Origin of the sequence: Vibrio sp. Isolate22 (assembly GCF_022398115.1) — a bacterium.
Taxonomy (GTDB): Bacteria; Pseudomonadota; Gammaproteobacteria; order Enterobacterales; family Vibrionaceae; genus Vibrio.
The window spans coordinates 16,498-37,325 of sequence record NZ_JAKEUW010000005.1; the positions used below are offsets into that span (position 1 = coordinate 16,498).

At 45.1% G+C, this 20,828-nt stretch carries 15 protein-coding genes and 21 tRNA genes; 3 read left to right on the forward strand and 33 right to left on the reverse strand.

All coding sequences use genetic code 11. From position 1 onward, the window contains the following. Window positions 1-86 precede the first annotated feature (86 nt). Window positions 87-2,663 carry a leucine--tRNA ligase gene (gene leuS / locus L1D55_RS04805; protein ID WP_239916683.1) on the reverse strand — a complete coding sequence of 859 codons (2,577 nt, stop codon included), beginning with the start codon at window positions 2,661-2,663 and terminating at the stop codon, window positions 87-89. Between the two features lie 262 nt (window positions 2,664-2,925). Between leuS and L1D55_RS04810 the strand changes: the two genes are divergently transcribed. Then, complete coding sequence (locus L1D55_RS04810; protein WP_239916684.1) at window positions 2,926-3,396, forward strand: zinc ribbon-containing protein; 471 nt, start codon at window positions 2,926-2,928, stop codon at window positions 3,394-3,396. 79 nt (window positions 3,397-3,475) lie between these two features. Here L1D55_RS04810 and lnt read toward each other — a convergent pair whose 3' ends face one another. From lnt to miaB, 5 genes are all read right to left on the reverse strand, one after another. Further along, a complete protein-coding gene (lnt, locus tag L1D55_RS04815; protein WP_239916685.1) occupies window positions 3,476-4,993 on the reverse strand; it encodes an apolipoprotein N-acyltransferase in 1,518 nt (505 codons plus the stop codon). A gap of 32 nt (window positions 4,994-5,025) precedes the next feature. Continuing rightward, window positions 5,026-5,916 (reverse strand): CNNM family magnesium/cobalt transport protein CorC, encoded by an 891-nt coding sequence (gene corC, locus L1D55_RS04820; RefSeq protein ID WP_004737645.1) that lies wholly within the window; start codon window positions 5,914-5,916, stop codon window positions 5,026-5,028. 118 nt (window positions 5,917-6,034) lie between these two features. After that, window positions 6,035-6,496: an rRNA maturation RNase YbeY gene (gene ybeY / locus L1D55_RS04825; protein WP_061033215.1), complete on the reverse strand. Its 462-nt coding sequence runs from the start codon at window positions 6,494-6,496 to the stop codon at window positions 6,035-6,037. After that, window positions 6,497-7,618, reverse strand: a complete 1,122-nt coding sequence (locus tag L1D55_RS04830) for a PhoH family protein (protein WP_239916686.1) — start codon at window positions 7,616-7,618, stop codon at window positions 6,497-6,499. Window positions 7,619-7,783: 165 nt separating this feature from the next. Continuing rightward, on the reverse strand, window positions 7,784-9,208 hold the full coding sequence (gene miaB / locus L1D55_RS04835) for a tRNA (N6-isopentenyl adenosine(37)-C2)-methylthiotransferase MiaB (protein WP_239916687.1): 1,425 nt from the start codon (window positions 9,206-9,208) through the stop codon (window positions 7,784-7,786). Between the two features lie 307 nt (window positions 9,209-9,515). On the opposite strand from miaB, the gene L1D55_RS04840 reads away from it, so the two are divergent. Further along, window positions 9,516-10,691 (forward strand): 2-octaprenyl-3-methyl-6-methoxy-1,4-benzoquinol hydroxylase, encoded by a 1,176-nt coding sequence (locus tag L1D55_RS04840; RefSeq protein ID WP_239916688.1) that lies wholly within the window; start codon window positions 9,516-9,518, stop codon window positions 10,689-10,691. A 68-nt stretch (window positions 10,692-10,759) separates the two neighbouring features. Here the strand turns inward: L1D55_RS04840 and L1D55_RS04845 are convergent, their stop codons facing one another. From L1D55_RS04845 to lolB, 27 genes are all read right to left on the reverse strand, one after another. Beyond that, window positions 10,760-11,806, reverse strand: coding sequence for a lactonase family protein (locus L1D55_RS04845; RefSeq protein ID WP_239916689.1), 1,047 nt, complete (start codon window positions 11,804-11,806; stop codon window positions 10,760-10,762). Window positions 11,807-11,962: 156 nt separating this feature from the next. Beyond that, a tRNA-Leu gene (locus L1D55_RS04850) sits at window positions 11,963-12,047 on the reverse strand. Between the two features lie 81 nt (window positions 12,048-12,128). After that, window positions 12,129-12,203: transfer RNA gene (locus tag L1D55_RS04855), tRNA-Gln, on the reverse strand. A gap of 30 nt (window positions 12,204-12,233) precedes the next feature. Beyond that, window positions 12,234-12,318 (reverse strand) — tRNA-Leu (locus L1D55_RS04860). Between the two features lie 55 nt (window positions 12,319-12,373). Further along, window positions 12,374-12,450, reverse strand: a tRNA-Met gene (locus L1D55_RS04865). Between the two features lie 51 nt (window positions 12,451-12,501). Beyond that, window positions 12,502-12,586 (reverse strand) — tRNA-Leu (locus L1D55_RS04870). Between the two features lie 81 nt (window positions 12,587-12,667). Next, window positions 12,668-12,742: transfer RNA gene (locus L1D55_RS04875), tRNA-Gln, on the reverse strand. A gap of 30 nt (window positions 12,743-12,772) precedes the next feature. Further along, window positions 12,773-12,857 (reverse strand) — tRNA-Leu (locus L1D55_RS04880). An 81-nt stretch (window positions 12,858-12,938) separates the two neighbouring features. Beyond that, window positions 12,939-13,013, reverse strand: a tRNA-Gln gene (locus L1D55_RS04885). Between the two features lie 30 nt (window positions 13,014-13,043). Next, window positions 13,044-13,128, reverse strand: a tRNA-Leu gene (locus tag L1D55_RS04890). A gap of 63 nt (window positions 13,129-13,191) precedes the next feature. Next, window positions 13,192-13,266, reverse strand: a tRNA-Gln gene (locus L1D55_RS04895). A gap of 30 nt (window positions 13,267-13,296) precedes the next feature. Next, window positions 13,297-13,381: transfer RNA gene (locus L1D55_RS04900), tRNA-Leu, on the reverse strand. 81 nt (window positions 13,382-13,462) lie between these two features. Next, window positions 13,463-13,537, reverse strand: a tRNA-Gln gene (locus L1D55_RS04905). A 30-nt stretch (window positions 13,538-13,567) separates the two neighbouring features. Beyond that, window positions 13,568-13,652, reverse strand: a tRNA-Leu gene (locus tag L1D55_RS04910). Between the two features lie 47 nt (window positions 13,653-13,699). Then, window positions 13,700-13,774: transfer RNA gene (locus tag L1D55_RS04915), tRNA-Gln, on the reverse strand. A gap of 30 nt (window positions 13,775-13,804) precedes the next feature. Then, window positions 13,805-13,889 (reverse strand) — tRNA-Leu (locus tag L1D55_RS04920). 81 nt (window positions 13,890-13,970) lie between these two features. Beyond that, window positions 13,971-14,045: transfer RNA gene (locus L1D55_RS04925), tRNA-Gln, on the reverse strand. A 30-nt stretch (window positions 14,046-14,075) separates the two neighbouring features. Beyond that, window positions 14,076-14,160: transfer RNA gene (locus tag L1D55_RS04930), tRNA-Leu, on the reverse strand. 71 nt (window positions 14,161-14,231) lie between these two features. Beyond that, window positions 14,232-14,308: transfer RNA gene (locus L1D55_RS04935), tRNA-Met, on the reverse strand. Window positions 14,309-14,385: 77 nt separating this feature from the next. Beyond that, window positions 14,386-14,460 (reverse strand) — tRNA-Gln (locus L1D55_RS04940). Between the two features lie 29 nt (window positions 14,461-14,489). Then, window positions 14,490-14,574, reverse strand: a tRNA-Leu gene (locus tag L1D55_RS04945). Between the two features lie 66 nt (window positions 14,575-14,640). Next, window positions 14,641-14,717: transfer RNA gene (locus L1D55_RS04950), tRNA-Met, on the reverse strand. Between the two features lie 281 nt (window positions 14,718-14,998). Continuing rightward, window positions 14,999-16,090 (reverse strand): redox-regulated ATPase YchF, encoded by a 1,092-nt coding sequence (gene ychF / locus L1D55_RS04955; RefSeq protein WP_061034150.1) that lies wholly within the window; start codon window positions 16,088-16,090, stop codon window positions 14,999-15,001. Between the two features lie 10 nt (window positions 16,091-16,100). Continuing rightward, window positions 16,101-16,691, reverse strand: a complete 591-nt coding sequence (pth, locus tag L1D55_RS04960; protein WP_239916690.1) for an aminoacyl-tRNA hydrolase — start codon at window positions 16,689-16,691, stop codon at window positions 16,101-16,103. A gap of 200 nt (window positions 16,692-16,891) precedes the next feature. Further along, a complete protein-coding gene (locus tag L1D55_RS04965; protein WP_004739814.1) occupies window positions 16,892-17,836 on the reverse strand; it encodes a ribose-phosphate pyrophosphokinase in 945 nt (314 codons plus the stop codon). 27 nt (window positions 17,837-17,863) lie between these two features. Continuing rightward, the gene (gene ispE, locus L1D55_RS04970) at window positions 17,864-18,739 is read right to left on the reverse strand and encodes a 4-(cytidine 5'-diphospho)-2-C-methyl-D-erythritol kinase (protein WP_239916691.1); all 876 of its coding nucleotides are present in this window, start codon (window positions 18,737-18,739) and stop codon (window positions 17,864-17,866) included. Then, complete coding sequence (lolB, locus tag L1D55_RS04975; protein WP_239916692.1) at window positions 18,736-19,383, reverse strand: lipoprotein insertase outer membrane protein LolB; 648 nt, start codon at window positions 19,381-19,383, stop codon at window positions 18,736-18,738. Before lolB ends, ispE begins: the two co-directional genes overlap by 4 nt. A gap of 160 nt (window positions 19,384-19,543) precedes the next feature. Here lolB and hemA point away from each other — a divergent pair, with 160 nt between their 5' ends. Beyond that, the gene (gene hemA / locus L1D55_RS04980; protein WP_171367668.1) at window positions 19,544-20,803 is read left to right on the forward strand and encodes a glutamyl-tRNA reductase; all 1,260 of its coding nucleotides are present in this window, start codon (window positions 19,544-19,546) and stop codon (window positions 20,801-20,803) included. The last annotated feature ends 25 nt before the right edge of the window (window positions 20,804-20,828 follow it).

Sequence of the window (20,828 nt, forward strand, 5' to 3'; positions counted from 1 at the left end):
AGCGTTTAAATAAGTAGACAGGGTAATGTCATTACCCTGTCTAGAGACTGCAAAAAACGAATTAAGTTCGTTTTAGTCTATAAAGATTAGTTAGCAACGATGTTTAGAAGCTTACCAGGTACGAAGATAACTTTACGGATCGTTAAGCCATCTAGGAACTTCTTCGCGTTCTCATCGTTCAGACCAAGCTCACGAACCTGCTCTTCTGTTGCATCAGCTGCCACAGTTAGCTTCGCACGCAGTTTACCGTTGATCATAACAACGATAGTCTTCTCGTCTTCAACCAGTGCTTTCTCGTCAAATGTTGGCCATGTTGCTGAGTCAACATCTGATTCACCAAGAGCAATCCACATTTCGTAAGAGATGTGAGGAGTCATTGGGTAAAGCATGCGAACTACTGCTTTCAGTGCTTCGTCAAGGATTGCACGATCTTGTGCTGATTCTTGAGGTGCTTTCGCTAGCTTGTTCATCAGTTCCATGATCGCAGCGATCGCTGTGTTGAACGTTTGACGACGGCCGATATCGTCCGTTACTTTCGAGATAGTCTTGTGAACATCACGACGAAGCGCTTTTTGGTCACCAGAAAGTGCTGCAACGTCAACAGATTCAGCTGCGCCCTTAGAAGAGTGAGCGTGAACCAGTTTCCAAACACGTTTAAGGAAGCGGTTTGCACCTTCAACACCAGATTCTTGCCACTCAAGTGTCATATCTGCAGGTGATGCAAACATCATGAATAGACGCACTGTGTCAGCGCCGTACTTGTCTACCATCTCTTGTGGATCGATACCGTTGTTTTTCGACTTAGACATCTTGATCATGCCTGAGTGAGCAACGTCACGGCCTTGGTTGTCTTTCGCAGAAGTGATACGGCCTTTACCGTCACGCTCTACAGCAACATCAGTAGGAGCAACCCACTCTTTAGTGYCTTTCTCGTTCTCGTGGTAGAACGCATCTGCTAGTACCATGCCTTGACATAGTAGCTGCTTGAATGGTTCGTCAGACGTTACGTAACCAGCGTCACGTAGCAGTTTGTGGAAGAAACGAGAGTACAGTAGGTGCATACAAGCGTGCTCGATACCACCGATGTACTGGTCTACTGGTAGCCAGTAGTTCGCTTTTTCTGGATCTAGGATATCGTCAGCTTGTGGTGAACAGTAACGAGCGTAGTACCAAGAAGACTCCATGAACGTATCGAACGTGTCTGTTTCACGTAGAGCAGGTTCGCCGTTGAATGTTGTTTCTGCCCAAGACTTGTCAGCCTTGATTGGGCTAGTCACACCATCCATTACCACATCTTCAGGAAGAATCACTGGTAGCTGGTCTGCTGGTACTGGGTGAACTTCACCATCTTCAGTCGTTACCATTGGGATTGGCGCACCCCAGTAACGTTGACGAGATACACCCCAGTCACGTAGACGGAAGTTTACTGTTTTCTTACCTTTGCCTTCCACTTCTAGCTTCGCAGCAATTGCGTCGAATGCTTCTTGGAAAGCAAGACCATCGAACTCACCAGAGTCGAACAGCACGCCTTTCTCAGTGTAAGCTGCTTCAGATACATCTAGCTCAGAACCATCTTCTGGCTTGATTACTGGAATGATGTCGATGCCGTACTTAGTTGCGAACTCGTAGTCACGCTGATCGTGAGCTGGAACCGCCATTACCGCGCCTGTGCCGTAATCCATAAGTACGAAGTTTGCTACGTATACAGGAACAACACGACCGTTAAGAGGGTGGATAGCCGTTAGGCCAGTATCCATACCTTTCTTTTCCATCGTTGCTAGTTCAGCTTCAGCAACTTTGGTGTTGCGACACTCTTCAACGAATGCTGCAAGCTCAGGGTTGTTCTTAGACGCTTTCTCTGCAAGAGGGTGACCTGCAGCGATACCAACGTAAGACACACCCATTAGCGTATCAGGACGAGTTGTGTAAACTTCTAGTGGCGCTTCTTCACCGTTAACAGCGAAAGACAGCTCAACACCTTCAGAGCGACCGATCCAGTTGCGCTGCATGGTTTTAACCATTTCAGGCCAACCGTCAAGGTTGTCTAGGTCATCTAGTAGCTCTTGAGCGTATTCAGTGATCTTAATGAACCACTGTGGAATTTTCTTTTGCTCTACTGGAGTATCACAACGCCAGCAGCAACCATCTTCTACTTGCTCATTTGCAAGTACAGTTTGGTCGTTTGGACACCAGTTAACGGAAGAGGTCTTCTTGTACACTAGGCCTTTTTCGTAAAGCTTAGTGAAGAACTCTTGTTCCCAGCGGTAGTATTCTGGCGTACATGTTGCGAATTCACGATTCCAGTCGTAACCAAAGCCAAGAAGCTTAAGCTGGTTTTTCATGTATTCGATGTTTTCGTAAGTCCATGGCGCAGGCGCTGTGTTGTTTTTTACAGCTGCGTTTTCTGCAGGTAGGCCGAATGCATCCCAACCGATTGGTTGCATTACGTTTTTGCCTTGTAGACGTTGGAAACGAGATACCACATCACCGATGGTGTAGTTACGCACGTGACCCATGTGCAGTCGGCCACTTGGGTACGGGAACATAGAAAGACAGTAGAATTTTTCTTTGTTTGGGTCTTCACTTACAACGAAAGTTTCGCTGTTATCCCAGTGTTGTTGAACCTTTTGTTCAATCTCTTGCGGGTTATATTGTTCTTGCATCGATGGTATCCGGTTATCTTGGAATTTGTGAGTTCGGTTAGAACAGAATCTTACAGATCGTCATAGAATACCTAAAGGAGCTTAGTACAACAATAGTTATACCCTTCATACTTGCAGTTGCTGACTTGTAGATGGCGTAATTTTCACTGAATTTCGCAGGGCAACTATACTTAAGCGTATGAATTGCATTTGTTTGTAAGCGAGAGTGCATAGCAGCGCTTCGTTTACTCACTATAACGTTGGTTATCTTAAGGAGGTTGTTATGCCGAAGAAAAAAGCACTCTATGAAGAAGTGGTTGAAGAGGTTATCGAAACGCTGAAGCATAGTCCTGAAGAGCTCAACAACAAAATCGAAACATCAGGCAAATATGCGAAAGCCGCCAATGACATGACCAAAGATGAGCTATCGCTGATCTCGGCCTATGTGAAGTCAGACTTGAAAGAGTTTTCTGAGAGCTACGAAGAGAGCAAAAGCGGCCCATTTTATCTGATGATTGCAGACTCTATTTGGCAGGGGCTTCTCGATATTACCGATCGCACTAAAGTCGAGTGGGTCGAGCTGTTCAAAGATCTAGAGCACCAAGGCTTGTATCAAGCTGGCGAAGTGATTGGCTTGGGTACGCTTGTCTGTGATGAGTGTGGTCATCAAACCGAATATAATCATCCAACGACCATCATCCCGTGTATTAAGTGTGGCTCGAAAGGATTTAGTCGCAAAGCACTGAAACCGTAAACCTCCCCAAATACGACATAAACAAAAAGGGTTGACCAAACGGCCAACCCTACAAATTACTTTACGTCCAATCTTGAACTTAGCTCTTTGGTTTTCTCATAACCCAACAAATTACCAAGCTTAGTAGTACCCAAATATACAATGGCCAAGTACCGACCACGCGGTAAGGAGTTTGGCCATCTGTTGAAACAAGCTCAGCTTTTAGTACTGCCGTTTCAAACTGAGGTATTTGCTTGATGATATTGCCTTTGTAGTCCGTCACCGCTGTCACACCGTTGTTAGTCGAGCGAATAAGCGGCTTACCAAGCTCTAGGGCACGCATTTGCGCGATTTCCATATGTTGTAGTGGGCCAATTGAACGGCCAAACCACGCATCGTTAGAGAGCGTTAGAATAAAGTCCGTATCGTCCGTCACATTCTGTCTTACTTGATCATTAAAGATGATCTCATAACACAGAGCGGGCGCTAGATGACGACCGTTAGCAACAATATTTGGCTGGATGAAATCGCCACGACTGAACGAAGACATTGGCAAGTTAAAGAACGGTGCTAATGGACGCAATATGTCTTCAAACGGCACAAACTCACCAAATGGTAATAGGTGATGTTTATGGTAGCGTTCATCTGGGTCGTAGCTGTATTCACCGTACGGGTTTACACCCAGAGAAAGAATACTGTTGTAGTATTTCTTATCCTCAGACTGGTTCAGTACACCTGTGATGATGGAACTGTTGTTCATCTTAGCTGCGCTGTCTAAGTTACGCAGAAAAGAGGGTATCTCGACTTCAAAAGCAGGGATCGCGGCCTCTGGCCAGATGATGATATCGGCATCCCAGTTTTCTCGGCTGAGGTCTGTGTATTTCATCATGGTCGGCCAGCGGTGACTTGGCAGCCATTTGCTGTCTTGGTCGACGTTGCCTTGAATCAATACCACTGAGGTTGTTTTTTCAGGATTCGGCGTTACCCAATCGATATTTCGAATACCAAAGCCAGTACTAAATACAACAGCAGGGATGACAGCGATGCTCCAGGCTCTATTGATAACAGCATAAGCAAACGCGGATGCTGAAATGATAATGGCAAGAGTCACTAACTCCACACCACCAATTGGTGCGAAAGAGCCCAGTGGAGAGTCGATTTGGCTATAGCCTAACCATAGCCACGGGAAGCCTGTCATTACCCAACCGCGTAGCCAATCACTGATTAACCACAGTGCCGGAGCGGCTAGGAAGAATCGGCTTAAATTATTAGCGGGGAAGAACTTGTTCAAACTCCAGGTAAATAGACCTGAATAAACAGCTAGGTAGCCAACAAGGAGTGCCATCAAAAATAGGTTGGCTGCTAATGGCATACCGCCAAAGCCGTCAATACTGACGTATACCCAGCTGATTCCTGTGGTGAACTGACCTAGGCCCCATGCATAACCAATCCAAAGCGCATTCTTAGGGGAGCGATTGTGGATCAATAGCAGTAATAAAGCTGGGCTGAGAATAGCAAGAGGCCATATTGAATATGGAGCGAACGAGAGGGTGGTTATAGCGCCAACAAAAACGGCCGCAAGCGGCCGTAATAGGCGATGAATAAAAGTCTTAGTCATCTAATTTCTGTCATCTCTTTAGAGAGAAGTGGTTATTCTTCGATAGTCGGAAGAGGCTGCTCGTCAGGAATGGTTACCTGCAGCTGAATCACGCGACGATTATCTGCTGATGTTATTTTGAAATGGTAGTTTTCGATTTCTACAATTTCGCCACGAACTGGCAGATGACCGAGTGCTGTCATAACCATGCCGCCTACTGTATCCACTTCATCGTCACTGAAAGCAGTATCAAACGTGTTGTTGAACTCTTCAATGGTGGTTAAAGCTTTAACAGAGAAGGTATGCTTGCTCAGCTTGCGGATATCTAACTCTTCTTCATCGTCGAACTCGTCTTCAATTTCACCAACGATTTCTTCGAGGATATCTTCAATGGTTACTAGGCCAGAGACACCGCCAAACTCATCTACAACGATAGACATGTGGTAACGCTCTTCACGGAACTCCTTAAGCAGGCGATCAACACGCTTACTTTCAGGAACAACAACCGCAGGGCGAATCACTTGTTCGATATCAAATGGGGCACTGTCTGAACCCAGGTACTTAAGTAGGTCCTTCGCTAATAGAATGCCTTCAACATGGTCTTTATCTTCACTGATCACTGGGTAGCGAGAGTGTTGAGCATCAGTAATCAACGCAATCAATGTATCTAAATCATCGGTGCGTTCTACTGTAACCATTTGAGAGCGAGGCAGCATGATATCGCGTACTCGCATCTCTGAAATTTCCATAACACCTTCGAGCATGTCGCGAGTGTCGTGGTCAATTAGGTCATTAATTTCTGAGTCGCGGATTACATCTACGAGCTCTTGGCGGTCTTTTACCTCGCCTTGAAATAGTTGGCCTAGGCGTTCAAAGAAGGACTTTCTACTCGGACCTTCAGATTTTTTACTTCCCTCAGAAGTGGGGGGGTTACCTTCGTTCATGATTTCTCAAAAAATAACGCTATCAGAAGTGTGATAGCACACATCGCAACTCAGATTCCTGAATAATACAGGTTCGATGAGTTATTGTTTCTCTGCAATCTACTTAACTAGAATCGATTTACTTTTCTAGAATATATGGGTCTTCAAACCCCATAGCTTGCATGATTTCTGTCTCGAGTGACTCCATCTCTTCAGCTTCATCATCTTCGATATGATCATAACCTAGCAGATGCAGACTGCCATGTACAACCATATGAGCCCAGTGTGCTAGCAGAGGCTTATTTTGCTCTTCTGCTTCTTTTTCGACAACTTGGCGACAGATAATGAGGTCACCTAGAAGATCTAACTCGATCCCAGGAGGAGCCTCGAATGGAAAAGATAGCACGTTAGTTGGCTTGTCTTTACCACGATATTCATGATTTAGCTGGTGGCTTTCTTCTGTATCTACGATACGGATAGTAAGCTCAGCGCTCTTTTGAAACTGAGGTATAGTCTTGTCCAACCAAAGCTGAATGTCCTGCTCTGTTGGAAGACCTTGCTCATTTTCGACCGCTAATTGTAGGTCTAGTTCAATAGACATCTATTTATCACCTTGTTCTGCAATCACAGAACTATTTTGTGTTGCTAATTGTGTCGTAACCGCTTGCTGAGTCTCAAGAAGTTTTGCTTCACGCTCTTCACGTTTACGTTTCTCAAACTCTTTACGCTCTTTTTGGTCTTTCGCTTCCCATTTCTCGTAAGCATTAACAATACGAGCAACCACAGGGTGGCGAACTACGTCTTCCGACATAAAGAAGTTAAAGCTGATGTCATCGACTTCACTTAGAACTTCGGTCGCATGACGCAAGCCAGATTTTGCACCACGAGGTAAATCGATTTGAGTGATATCACCTGTGATTACCGCGCGAGAGTTGAAGCCAATACGAGTTAGGAACATCTTCATCTGTTCAACAGTCGTGTTTTGGCTCTCATCAAGAATGATGAAGGCATCGTTCAGTGTACGACCACGCATGTACGCAAGAGGTGCAACCTCAATCACGTTACGCTCAATCAGCTTCTCAACACGTTCAAAGCCCAGCATTTCAAAAAGTGCATCGTAAAGAGGTCGCAAGTACGGATCTACTTTTTGGCTTAAATCACCAGGCAGGAAACCTAATTTCTCACCCGCTTCAACTGCAGGGCGCGTCAATAGAATACGACGGATCTCTTGGCGCTCTAATGCGTCTACGGCAGCTGCGACAGCTAAATATGTTTTACCCGTACCAGCAGGACCAATACCAAAGGTGATGTCATGCGTCACCATGTTCATTAGGTATTGGGCTTGGTTTGGTGTGCGCGGCTTAATCACGCCTTTTTTGGTCTTAATGAACACTTCTTTACCGTGTTCAATATCAAACTCTACATTCTGTTCTAGAACACCAGACTCTTTGATAGCCAGGTGAATTTGTTCTGGCTCGATATCTGGAATCGTGCCTTTGACCGGAGCAGATTCAACATACAGGCGCTTAACAATATCGAGTGCAGCAGCAGCCGTATGAGGCTTACCAACAATAGTGAAGAAGTTGCTGCGGTAGTTAATCTCGACACCTAAACGGCGCTCAAGGTGTTTGATGTTGTCATCGAATGGGCCACAAAGGCTTGCAAGGCGATGGTTATCTGCGGGTTCTAGATTGATTTCTAGGGTAACGATTTTATTGCTCAAATTAGCCTCTCATTTTGTGCCACCCACTCTTTTCAACAAACAAAGAGCAAGAAGCCCGATTGGGACCGGGCTTCTAGTGGCGATTTCCCTATTTCTAAGATGGTCACTTAGTTAGGTAATTTCAAGCTTTGTTGGTCAGCTTTTTGCTGAACCTAGATGTTTTGCTTATGGCGTAAATGTTGCCACACCCAGTTCATCTTCACGTTTTGTGTTAGCCATCATCTGTGTTGGAGAGATGAGGCTACGTAGGTCCATATCCTTCTCTGTACGAACCAACTCACCACGTAGAGAGTTTGCGAATACGTCAGTGATCTTCACATCAACAAATTGACCGATTAGATCGGCGTTACCTTCGAAGTTAACAACACGGTTGTTCTCTGTACGTGCGCGAAGTTCCATTAGGTTCTTCTTCGACGGACCTTCAACCAGTACACGTTGCTCAGTACCAAGCATTAAGCGAGAGTAGCGCATTGCTTGTGAGTTTACGGTTTGTTGTAGTTCGTATAGGCGATCTTTCTTCTCTTGCTCAGGCACGTCACATGGGTAGTCTGCAGCAGGTGTACCCGGACGAGGAGAGAAGATAAAGCTGAAGCTCATATCGAAATCAACGTCTTTGATCAGTTTCATCGTGTCTTGGAAATCTTGGTTAGATTCACCAGGGAAACCAACGATAAAGTCAGAACTGATTTGAATGTCAGGACGTGCTTTACGAAGCTTACGAATAATCGACTTGTACTCGATAGCTGTGTGAGGACGCTTCATCATCGTAAGGATACGGTCACTACCACTTTGTACTGGTAGGTGGAGGAAGCTCACAAGTTCAGGTGTATCTTCGTATACTGCGATGATGTCATCACCAAACTCAAGCGGGTGGCTTGTGGTGAAACGAATACGGTCGATACCATCGATAGAAGCCACAAGACGAAGCAGTTCTGCAAATGTGCAGATATCACCTTCGTGAGTTGGACCACGGTATGCGTTTACGTTTTGACCTAGTAGGTTAACTTCACGTACACCTTGCTCTGCAAGTTGAGCAACTTCGAACAGTACATCGTCCATTGGACGGCTAACTTCTTCACCACGAGTGTAAGGTACCACGCAGTAAGTACAGTACTTAGAACAGCCTTCCATGATAGAAACGAATGCCGTTGCACCTTCAGCACGAGGCTCTGGTAGGCTATCGAACTTTTCGATTTCAGGGAAAGAGATGTCCATCACTGGCGCTTCGTTAGATAGAGAAGACTTGATCATCTCAGGAAGACGGTGCAGTGTTTGAGGGCCAAAGATAACGTCTACGTATGGTGCACGTTGACGGATGTGGTCGCCTTCTTGAGTCGCTACACAGCCACCCACACCGATTACCACACCTTCTTTTTTATCTTTTAGCGTTTTCCAACGACCAAGCTGGTGGAATACTTTTTCTTGCGCTTTTTCACGGATAGAACAAGTATTCAGTAGTAGTACATCTGCTTCCTCAGGTACTTCAGTTAGCTCATAGCCATTTGCGGCATTTAGCAGGTCAGCCATTTTTGATGAATCGTATTCGTTCATCTGACAGCCCCAAGTTTTAATTAGCAGTTTCTTACTCATTTTTTGTTCGCTCGATCGTTAGTTTAATTTAAGGGAGCAAATCGCCCGGTATCTATCCGCAAGAGTCGATGGCCATAATTAGGTATTCATTTTATGTATCACCCTAGCGGCAAGCGGCGTATTGTACTGGTTTCAAAACCGACTGACTAGTAGTCTGATAAAATCTCTTCGGAAGTGGTTTTTATTCTCGTTAACACTAGATGTAGCAAGGGGTAACCCATTTTTCAAATAAGGTTTTTGGTTACAAATTCGTTGTGAAAACGTACAATCAAAAACAGTCAAAGAATCAAACTGATAAGTACAAAATATGAACAGTTACGATATTGTGGTCGTTGGTGGCGGCATGGTTGGTGCGGCAACAGCGATTGGTTTTGCTAAGCAAGGAATGCAGGTGGCTGTGATCGAAGGTTTTGCGCCCCAAGCATTTGATGAGTCGCAAGCGATGGACATTCGAGTATCAGCGATTTCTCAGGCGTCAGTCGATTTACTTGACGATCTTGGCGCATGGCAGAACATAGCAGCAATGCGAGTGTGTTCTTACAAGCGACTAGAAACGTGGGAGCATCCAGAATGTCGTACTCGATTTGATGCAGCGTCACTTGATTTGCCTCGCTTAGGCTATATTGTTGAAAACCGACTCATTCAATTGGGCTTATGGTCTCAGTTTGATGCTTATGACAACTTAGACCTGCTGTGTCCAGAAAAGTTGGACTCTATCGAATTTGGCGAAACTAGTATTGTTAAGCTTCAATCTGGCACCGAGTTGTCAGCGAAGTGGGTGGTTGGTGCCGATGGTGCGAACTCTGCAGTTAGACAGCAAGCTGGTATTGGTATTACTGCTTGGGACTACCGTCAGCACTGCATGCTGATCAATGTAGAAACCGAGCTCCCTCAGCAAGACATTACTTGGCAACAGTTTTTGCCTAGCGGCCCACGTTCATTCCTCCCTTTGTGCTCTTTTAATTCAGGAGACCAGGAAGTTGGGCTGGGCTCTTTAGTTTGGTACGACTCGCCATCTCGCATTAAGCAACTGTCGGCAATGAGCCCAGGCAAGCTTCGCAATGAAGTGCTTGCTAACTTCCCTGCGGAATTAGGAGACATCAAAGTACTCAACTCTGGTTCGTTCCCGCTTACTCGACGTCATGCGCAATCTTATTTTAAGAACAGCTGCATTCTGGTTGGAGACTCAGCGCACACGATCAACCCACTGGCAGGGCAGGGTGTAAATTTAGGCTTTAAAGACGTTGCAGCGCTATTGGATGTAACTAAAGAAAAAGGCGAGCTGAACCCTTCTGTAGCGAGACGTTACGAGGTGATGAGAAGAGGTGACAATCTAGTGATGCAAAGCGGTATGGACTTCTTCTATAAGACGTTCAGCAATGATATTGGCCCACTTAAGTTTGTGCGTAATGCTGCACTCAAGCTAGCAGAGAACTCAGGGCCAATTAAAGCCCAAGTACTGAAGTATGCCTTGGGCCTTTAATTGAGTGTTTCAGACAGTTTAAAAAGAGAAGGAGAGCGAATGCTCTCCTTTTTTGTATTCGATGATGATTATCGCTGCTGTGTCACACAAACGGGCTTATCTAGTTCTAATGAGTAGCCAGTGTAAACCAGAGATCCGTCTTCATTATTCCGCTTGAAGGACGTGATGTTATTAGAGTGCTGGTTTGCGGCGATAAGCCATTCACCATCATGAGTAATATGAAAATCACGAGGGAAATTGCCTTCGGTACTATAGCTATCAATAAAAATAGGCATTTTTGTTTTGGGCTCGATTCTGAAGCAACTGATCATCGATTGATGTCGACAAGAGACGTAGAGGAATTGCTCATCAGGTGATAGCTTAATTGCTGCTGCGGCTTCTCCCTTTTCCATATTAGGTAATGCATCAACCTCTTCCACTATATTCCAAATGCCTAAAACCTTTTCCAAAATCAGTAATGTTTCAGAGAGTTCACAGACCACATAGGCTCTGTCTTCTGCTTTGTTAAAGATTAAATGGCGAGGTCCATTGCCGGCTGGCACTTTGATCGACTGCATTGGCTCATCAAGGAACTCTTCTTGCTCTTCATCAAAGCAATAGAAGTTGATCCGATCGGTTCCGAGATCGACAGTCACAAACTGTGGCGAATTTTGTAAGAACAGACATTGATGGGCGTGTGGCGCAGTTTGCCTCTCTTTGTTCGGGCCTGAGCCAACCATCTTGATTGTTTTGAGTCGTTTATCGATGCTGCCATTGATGCTTAAGCTAAAAATATCGAATGTGCCTGATGAGTATTGCGACGTGATAGCAAATTTATTGTGTGGATCTATCGCGATGTGACAGGGGTGATCTCCGGAGATGAGACTTGCGTTAGACGTTATCTTGGAATCAACATTGGGTATATGAATCAGCTGAGGCTGTTTTGGTTGATCCACTTCAGACACGGTATAGATACCAAGCTCTGTCGCGACAACAAAAGATGGGTTAGAACACTCTGTAACGAGCTCTAAAGGTAATAGTTTACCGCTTTCCAAGTCTAACTGAGCCTGATTCACGCCTTGGCTTTTACTGGGAGTGTCTGTGTAGCAACCGATCGTTAAAGTGAGGTTTTTCATAAGGCGTCATACTCAATTGGAAAGTGGAGCAGACATTGTCTTATAAAAAAGTCATGAAGTGATTAAATAGGGAGAAATACTTGGTGACGTGGTTATCAGATTTACATATTCCAGATAAAACAAAACCCAGCTAAAAAGCTGGGTTCTATTTAATGATGGTGCGGTCGGAGAGACTTGAACTCTCACACCTCTCGGCGCCAGAACCTAAATCTGGTGCGTCTACCAATTCCGCCACGACCGCAGCAAATCTTTGTAGTTATACTGAGTATTGGTGACTCAATAAAACGTTGTGCTCTTTGCTTTTGCAAGGAGTTATAAATAGTGGCTGGGCTACCTGGATTCGAACCAGGGAATGCCGGCATCAAAAGCCGGTGCCTTACCGCTTGGCGATAGCCCAACAATGATATCATTTAAGATATCTAAATAATGGTGCGGTCGGAGAGACTTGAACTCTCACACCTCTCGGCGCCAGAACCTAAATCTGGTGCGTCTACCAATTCCGCCACGACCGCAGCAAATCTTTATAGTCATACTGAATATTGGTGATTCAATAAGACGTTGTATAAGTGGTGGCTACTGCGGGATTTGAACCTGCGACCCCATCATTATGAGTGATGTGCTCTAACCAACTGAGCTAAGTAGCCAATAATGAATCTAATAGACTCACTATTTGTTCTCTAATGRAAGAGAAATAATGGTGCGGTCGGAGAGACTTGAACTCTCACACCTCTCGGCGCCAGAACCTAAATCTGGTGCGTCTACCAATTCCGCCACGACCGCAGCAAATCTTTATAGTTATACTGAGTATTGGTGACTCAATAAAACGTTGTGCTCTTTGCTTTTGCAAGGAGTTATAAATAGTGGCTGGGCTACCTGGATTCGAACCAGGGAATGCCGGCATCAAAAGCCGGTGCCTTACCGCTTGGCGATAGCCCAACAATGATATCAATTAAGACATCTAAATAATGGTGCGGTCGGAGAGACTTGAACTCTCACACCTCTCGGCGCCAGAACCTAAATCTGGTGCGTCTACCAATTCCGCCACGACCGCAACAAATCTTTATAGTTATACTGAGTATTGGTGACTCAATAAAACGTTGTGCTCTTTGCTTTTGCAAGGAGTTATAAATAGTGGCTGGGCTACCTGGATTCGAACCAGGGAATGCCGGCATCAAAAGCCGGTGCCTTACCGCTTGGCGATAGCCCAACAATGACATCAATTAAGACATCTAAATAATGGTGCGGTCGGAGAGACTTGAACTCTCACACCTCTCGGCGCCAGAACCTAAATCTGGTGCGTCTACCAATTCCGCCACGACCGCAGCAAATCTTTGTANACTCAATAAACGTTGTGCTCATTGCTATTAGCAAGGAGTTATAAATAGTGGCTGGGCTACCTGGATTCGAACCAGGGAATGCCGGCATCAAAAGCCGGTGCCTTACCGCTTGGCGATAGCCCAACAATGACATCAATTAAGACATCTAAATAATGGTGCGGTCGGAGAGACTTGAACTCTCACACCTCTCGGCGCCAGAACCTAAATCTGGTGCGTCTACCAATTCCGCCACGACCGCAGCAAATCTTTGTAGTTATACTGAGTATTGGTGACTCAATAAACGTTGTGCTCATTGCTATTAGCAAGGAGTTATAAATAGTGGCTGGGCTACCTGGATTCGAACCAGGGAATGCCGGCATCAAAAGCCGGTGCCTTACCGCTTGGCGATAGCCCAACAATGACATCAATTAAGACATCTAAATAATGGTGCGGTCGGAGAGACTTGAACTCTCACACCTCTCGGCGCCAGAACCTAAATCTGGTGCGTCTACCAATTCCGCCACGACCGCAGCAAATCTTTNTTGTGCTCTTTGCTTTTGCAAGGAGTTATAAATAGTGGCTGGGCTACCTGGATTCGAACCAGGGAATGCCGGCATCAAAAGCCGGTGCCTTACCGCTTGGCGATAGCCCAACAATGACATCAATTAAGACATCTAAATAATGGTGCGGTCGGAGAGACTTGAACTCTCACCCCTCTCGGCGCCAGAACCTAAATCTGGTGCGTCTACCAATTCCGCCACGACCGCAGCAAATCTTTGTAGTTATACTGAGTATTGGTGACTCAATAAACGTTGTGCTCATTGCTATTAGCAAGGAGTTATAAATAGTGGCTGGGCTACCTGGATTCGAACCAGGGAATGCCGGCATCAAAAGCCGGTGCCTTACCGCTTGGCGATAGCCCAACAATGACATCAATTAAGACATCTAAATAATGGTGCGGTCGGAGAGACTTGAACTCTCACACCTCTCGGCGCCAGAACCTAAATCTGGTGCGTCTACCAATTCCGCCACGACCGCAGCAAATCTTTATAGTCATACTGAACATTGGTGATTCAATAGGACGTTGTCTTTCTATTTCAAAGAAATAGTGGTGGCTACTGCGGGATTTGAACCTGCGACCCCATCATTATGAGTGATGTGCTCTAACCAACTGAGCTAAGTAGCCATCTGAGAGCGAGACAATATAATATAATCTTGCTTTCAATGCCATTATCTTTTTAAAGATAATTACACTTTAAATTGTGGCTGGGCTACCTGGATTCGAACCAGGGAATGCCGGCATCAAAAGCCGGTGCCTTACCGCTTGGCGATAGCCCAACAATGATATCAATTAAGACATCTCAATATGGTGCGGACGGAGAGACTTGAACTCTCACACCTTGCGGCGCCAGAACCTAAATCTGGTGCGTCTACCAATTCCGCCACGTCCGCTTTATTTCCTAAAAACTCTGTATAGTTAAAAACAAGTGTTTAATAACGAATAGAGTGCTTAGGAAATGGTGGCTACTGCGGGATTTGAACCTGCGACCCCATCATTATGAGTGATGTGCTCTAACCAACTGAGCTAAGTAGCCATTTCCAAATTGTTGCTCATTTTGAAACGTTGCCGCTTCGCTGTGAACGGGGCGCATTATGCGTAGTTGAGTGAAACCCGTCAACTTTTTTTTTGAATAAATCACGAATAAACATCTGTTCGGTTTCTTTTTAGTCAAAGAGGCGTATTTGTCGGCAAAAAACAGGTCAAAAAGGCGATATATATAGGAAGTTAACTTTCTGATGTCGAACTCTTGCTATAGAGTAAAAACAAAAAGGCCAGTGAAATTCACTGGCCTTTTAACCGATATTTAATCAGCAATTATACGTTGAAGCGGAAGTGAACAACGTCGCCATCTTTTACGATGTATTCTTTGCCTTCTAGACGCCATTTACCTGCGTCTTTTGCACCGCTCTCACCGTTAAATTCGATGAAGTGATCAAAACCAACAACTTCAGCTCGGATGAAGCCTTTTTCGAAGTCAGTGTGGATCTTACCAGCCGCTTGTGGAGCTGTTGCGCCTACAGGAATTGTCCAAGCGCGAACTTCTTTAACACCCGCTGTGAAGTAAGTTTGAAGAGTAAGTAGTTCGTAACCAGAGCGGATCACTCGGTTTAGACCTGGTTCTTCGATACCCATGTCCGCTAGGAACTCTTCACGATCTTCGTCGTCAAGCTCAGAAAGCTCAGATTCGATAGCAGCACATACTGCAACAACAACGTTGTTCTCTTTTTCAGCGTATTCACGAACAGCGTCTAGGTAAGGGTTGTTTTCAAAACCATCTTCAGCAACGTTTGCGATGTACATTGTTGGCTTAAGTGTTAGGAAGTTTAGGTAGCCGATTGCTGCCGCTTCTTCTTTCGCTAGTTCAACAGTACGCGCCATACCACCTTCAGTAAGAACTGGTAGTAGCTTTTCTAGTACAGTGATTTCGAATTTAGCGTCTTTGTCGCCGCCTTTTGCTTTCTTAGCATTACGTTGAATTGCACGCTCACAGCTGTCTAAGTCAGCCAGTGCAAGTTCAAGGTTGATCACTTCGATATCTTCGATTGGAGATACTTTGCCAGAAACGTGAACGATGTTTTCGTTTTCAAAGCAGCGTACAACGTGACCGATCGCGTCAGTTTCACGGATGTTCGCTAGGAATTTGTTACCAAGACCTTCACCTTTAGATGCACCAGCAACTAGGCCAGCGATATCAACGAATTCCATCGTTGTTGGAAGGATCTTTTGTGGATTAACAATTTTTGCTAATGCATCCAAGCGTAGATCTGGAACCGGAACGATACCTGTGTTTGGTTCGATCGTACAAAATGGAAAGTTTGCTGCTTCGATGCCTGCTTTAGTCAGTGCGTTAAACAGAGTTGACTTACCAACGTTTGGTAGGCCAACGATGCCACATTTAAAACCCATGATATAAACCTTATTCTGCTTTGAACGTATGTAAGCGATTTTGTGCTTTTGGTAGGCCATCTTTTAATAAGATGTCTAGGCTGCGAACCGATTCGTCAACGACGGCCTCGATACACCCTTGCTCTTTTTGTGGAGCTTTGCCTAATACATAACCTGCAACTTTATCTTTGTGTCCAGGATGGCCGATGCCTAATCTCAGACGATAGAATTCTTTATTGTTACCCTGTTTGCTGATGATGTCTTTTAGACCGTTGTGTCCACCATGACCACCACCTTTTTTGAACTTTCCAATACCAGGAGGAAGGTCTAACTCATCATGAGCAACCATGATCTCTTCTGGTTTAATTTGGTAGAACTTTGCCAAAGCTGCAACTGCTTTGCCTGACAAGTTCATAAAAGTCGTTGGGATCAGCAAACGAAGATCTTCACCATGAACCATGATACGACCCGTTAGGCCAAAGAACTTTGGTTCGTTCTTCAGTGTTACGTTGTGTACACGTGCTAATTCTTCAACTACCCAAGCACCCGCATTGTGGCGAGTTTTGGCGTATTCTGGACCTGGATTAGCCAGTCCAACGAGAAGTTTTATTTGTTGGCTCAAGGTATGGATCTCTCTTGGGATTTCAAAAAGCGCCGTATGATATCACAGTTTATGAAAAAGGTGCGAGCTAGCTGATGGCACCATGATTATTCCGAGCTGTGATAAACAACAGTCACCAGATATAAAAAAAGCACTTCATTGAATGAAGTGCTTAATTTATTTCTCTAACGAGTTTCTAAAACAAAGCTAAATAGCCTTGATTAGTTGAACATCGCTGAGATTGATTCTTCGTTGCTGATACGACGAATCGCTTCAGCAAGCATGCGAGAAAGGCTAAGTGTTGTTACTTTGCCTGTCGCAGCCATCTCTGGAGATAGAGAGATAGAATCCGTTACGATAACTTGGTCTAGAACAGAGTTCTTGATGTTGTTCGCAGCAGTACCAGAGAAAACAGCGTGAGTTGCGTAAGCGAATACACGCTTAGCACCGCGCTCTTTAAGCGCTTCAGCTGCTTTACATAGTGTGCCACCTGTATCGATCATGTCATCAACGATAACACAGTCGCGGCCTTCAACATCACCGATTAGGTTCATTACTTCAGAAACGTTAGCGCGTGGACGACGCTTATCAACGATAGCGATATCAACGTCACCTAGCGCTTTAGCCGTTGCACGAGCACGTACAACACCACCAAGGTCTGGAGAAACCACAACTGGGTTTTCTAGGCCACGGTTAGCCATGTCTTCTAGAAGAACTGGAGTACCGAAGATGTTATCAACTGGTACATCGAAGAAGCCTTGGATTTGCTCTGCGTGTAGGTCGATAGTAAGAACGCGGTCTACGCCAACGTTAGAAAGGAAATCTGCAACAACTTTTGCAGTAATTGGCACACGTGCAGAACGTACACGACGATCTTGACGGGCATAACCGAAGTAAGGGATTACAGCAGTAATACGGCCAGCAGAAGCGCGGCGCATTGCGTCAATCATTACCACCAATTCCATTAGGTTGTCATTGGTTGGTGCACAAGTTGATTGAATCAGGAATACATCGCTACCACGAACGTTTTCATTGATTTGAACAGCGACTTCGCCATCAGAAAAACGGTCTACAGTAGCATCGCCAAGAGAGATGTATAGACGATCAGCAATACGTTGGGCTAGTTCAGGTGTTGCGTTACCAGCAAATAGCTTCATATCAGGCACGGTGGAAACCTCGGGTTGCGTCCAGTTTTAAATAGATTGTGGGTGGGCTGAGTGGTATTCAGCCAACGTTTCTTTCAAAGGAGAAATGTTTCGTCCTTTCGCTACAAATGCGGAAACGGTGTCAGGCAGTTTTTCTAGCACCAATTCGGCTTCTTTTTTGCTGCTAAATTCAGCAAAAACGCACGAACCTGTGCCAGTCAATCTCGACGGCGCGTATTGTAGCAGCCATGAAAGTTGCTTATCAACCTCTGGGTACAGCATTCGAACAATTTTTTCGCAATCGTTTACGTATTCTTGCTCTAGAAGCGTTGATAGCGCTCGCTTTGGCGTATTTCTGGTTAATTCTGGATGTGTGAATATGTCCACAGTTGCTATGCTCACTTGAGGCTTAACCACGAGATACCATTTTTCATCCGGATTAGCTGGCAACAGCTGCTCACCGACGCCTTCAGCAAAGGCGGCATAGCCTCGTACAAACACTGGAACATCTGCACCAAGCTTCAGACCGATCTCTGCAAGTTGATCATCAGAAAGGTTTAGTTGCCACAAGTAATTAAGCGCAACCAACACTGTTGCAGCATTTGAAGAGCCTCCGCCAATACCACCCCCCATTGGTAGCACTTTCTTTAGCTCAATATCGGCACCGAAAGAGGTTGAGGTGTATTGTTGAAGTGCTGTAGCGGCCTTCCAAATTAGGTTGTCTTCAAGCGCTACGCCAGGTATTTCTGGCGTGATGGTTATCGAACTCGTTTCTGAGTTTGCGGTAACCGTCAGTTCATCACCAAAGTCAACGAACTGAAATAGCGTTTGAAGTTCGTGGTAACCATTATCACGTCGGCCAGTGATATAAAGAAATAGATTCAGCTTTGCTGGAGAAGGCCAGTGTGTTGGTGTTGTAATCATTTTTTCAGTGTCCACTTCGAAACTACGATGTTGATTTTGTTTTGGTCTTGCTTGAAAGAGAGTCGAGTAGGGAGCGGAATCGTCTCTACATTTGCTGTGTCTTCACCAGATTGCAGCGTACTCGGCATCTCTGTGTTGCGATAGTTTGCAAAACTCAAAGTCCATAGTTGGTTGCTGACTTGCTTAGTCAGTGACTCAAGGGTATTCGTTGTATTTAGCTGGTAGCTATCCGCTTGGTCTGGAATGCCCAGGAACCATTGTGGCAGATGATCAACTGGGATCTTCAAGCCTGTAAGTTGTTCAACCAAGATAGAGGCGCTTGCGTGGGTAAATATTTGGTCATCATAAGTGACGACTTTGGCGCCAGATGGATCAATCGTCAGGTTTAATGCGGTCTGACCAAGGAAGGTGGTGAGTCTTAATTGGCTTTTGTTTGGAGCGTGCTTCCAAACAAAATTGAGGCTTTGGCGCTGCTCGGGAGATATGTACGCAAGCTTACCGGAAGCTTGGTAGTTTTCTATCTGTAATAGGCGGCTTTGATGCGTTTGCCATTCAACACTTGTCGGTTGCTCCGGGATAGACGAGCAACCCACCATGATTATGGTAATAAAAATAAGAGACGCGATTTTACGAAGCTTGCCCATATTTGCTCACAACTTGTTCAAATTCATCTAAAAAACGCTTCAACTATAGCATTGAATTCACGAAGTCAGGAAAACAAATCCCGCTTGCTCTTTAAATAGAGCCATGCATCAAGTAAAATTCGCCCCTTGTTTCCATTCCCTGATCGAGAACTTCTGATACATGTCTTTGCTTGCCGTAGGTATCAATCACAATACAGCGTCGGTTGAATTGCGAGAAAAAGTCGCTTTTGGTCCAGATAAACTGTCTGAGGCACTCAAGCAACTTAACGCAAATGCACACGTAAATGGAAGTGTCATACTTTCTACCTGTAACCGAACTGAAGTGTATTGTGACGTTAAAAGCGGAGCAAAAAATAAGCTTATCGATTGGTTGTCGGTTTTCCACCAAGTGAGCCCTGAAGAGCTAAAGCCAAGTCTTTATATCCATGAAGAGCAGGCCGCCATTAAACATTTAATGCGCGTTGCTTGTGGTTTGGACTCTTTGGTTTTGGGTGAGCCGCAAATTTTAGGTCAGGTTAAGCAAGCTTATACAGACTCTCGTGGTAGCAAGTCTGTTGATGCTTCAATGGAAAAGCTGTTTCAGAAATCATTTTCTGTGGCGAAGCGCGTTCGAACTGAAACAGAAATCGGCGGAAGTGCGGTGTCTGTGGCTTACGCAGCTTGTACTCTAGCTAAACATATTTTTGAGTCGATTGCTGATTCTACTGTGCTGTTAGTTGGTGCTGGTGAAACGATTGAACTCGTGGCTAAGCATCTTTCAGCAAATGGCTGTACTAAAATGATTGTGGCTAACCGAACTCGTGAGCGTGCTTTAGGGCTAGCCGAAGAGTTTGGTGCGGAAGTGATCAGCTTAAATGAAATTCCAGATCACCTGCACAGAGCAGATATCGTGATCAGTTCAACCGCAAGCCCGCTGCCAATTATTGGTAAAGGCATGGTTGAGACCGCTCTGAAGAAAAGAAAACATCAACCTATGTTATTGGTTGATATTGCGGTGCCTCGTGATGTGGAATCACAGGTTGGCGAACTGAACGATGCTTACCTATATTCGGTGGATGATTTGCAGTCGATTGTTGATGGCAACATCGAGCAACGTAAAGTGGAAGCAATCCAAGCTGAAGCGATAGTCAGTGAGGAAAGTGCTGCGTTCATGAGTTGGATGCGCTCACTGCAAGCGGTTGACAGCATTCGTGAGTACCGAAAGTCGGCGAATGAAATCCGCGAAGAATTATTGAGTAAAAGTTTACAATCACTTGCCGCTGGCGGTGACCCTGAGAAAGTTTTACTAGAGCTTAGTAATAAGCTCACAAACAAATTGATCCATGCTCCAACCCGCGCACTACAAAGTGCTGCTGAGCAAGGAGAACCTGCGAAATTAACGGTCATTAGACAGAGTTTGGGCCTAGAAGACCCTCAATAATATTAGACCTCCAACAAGATAAGAC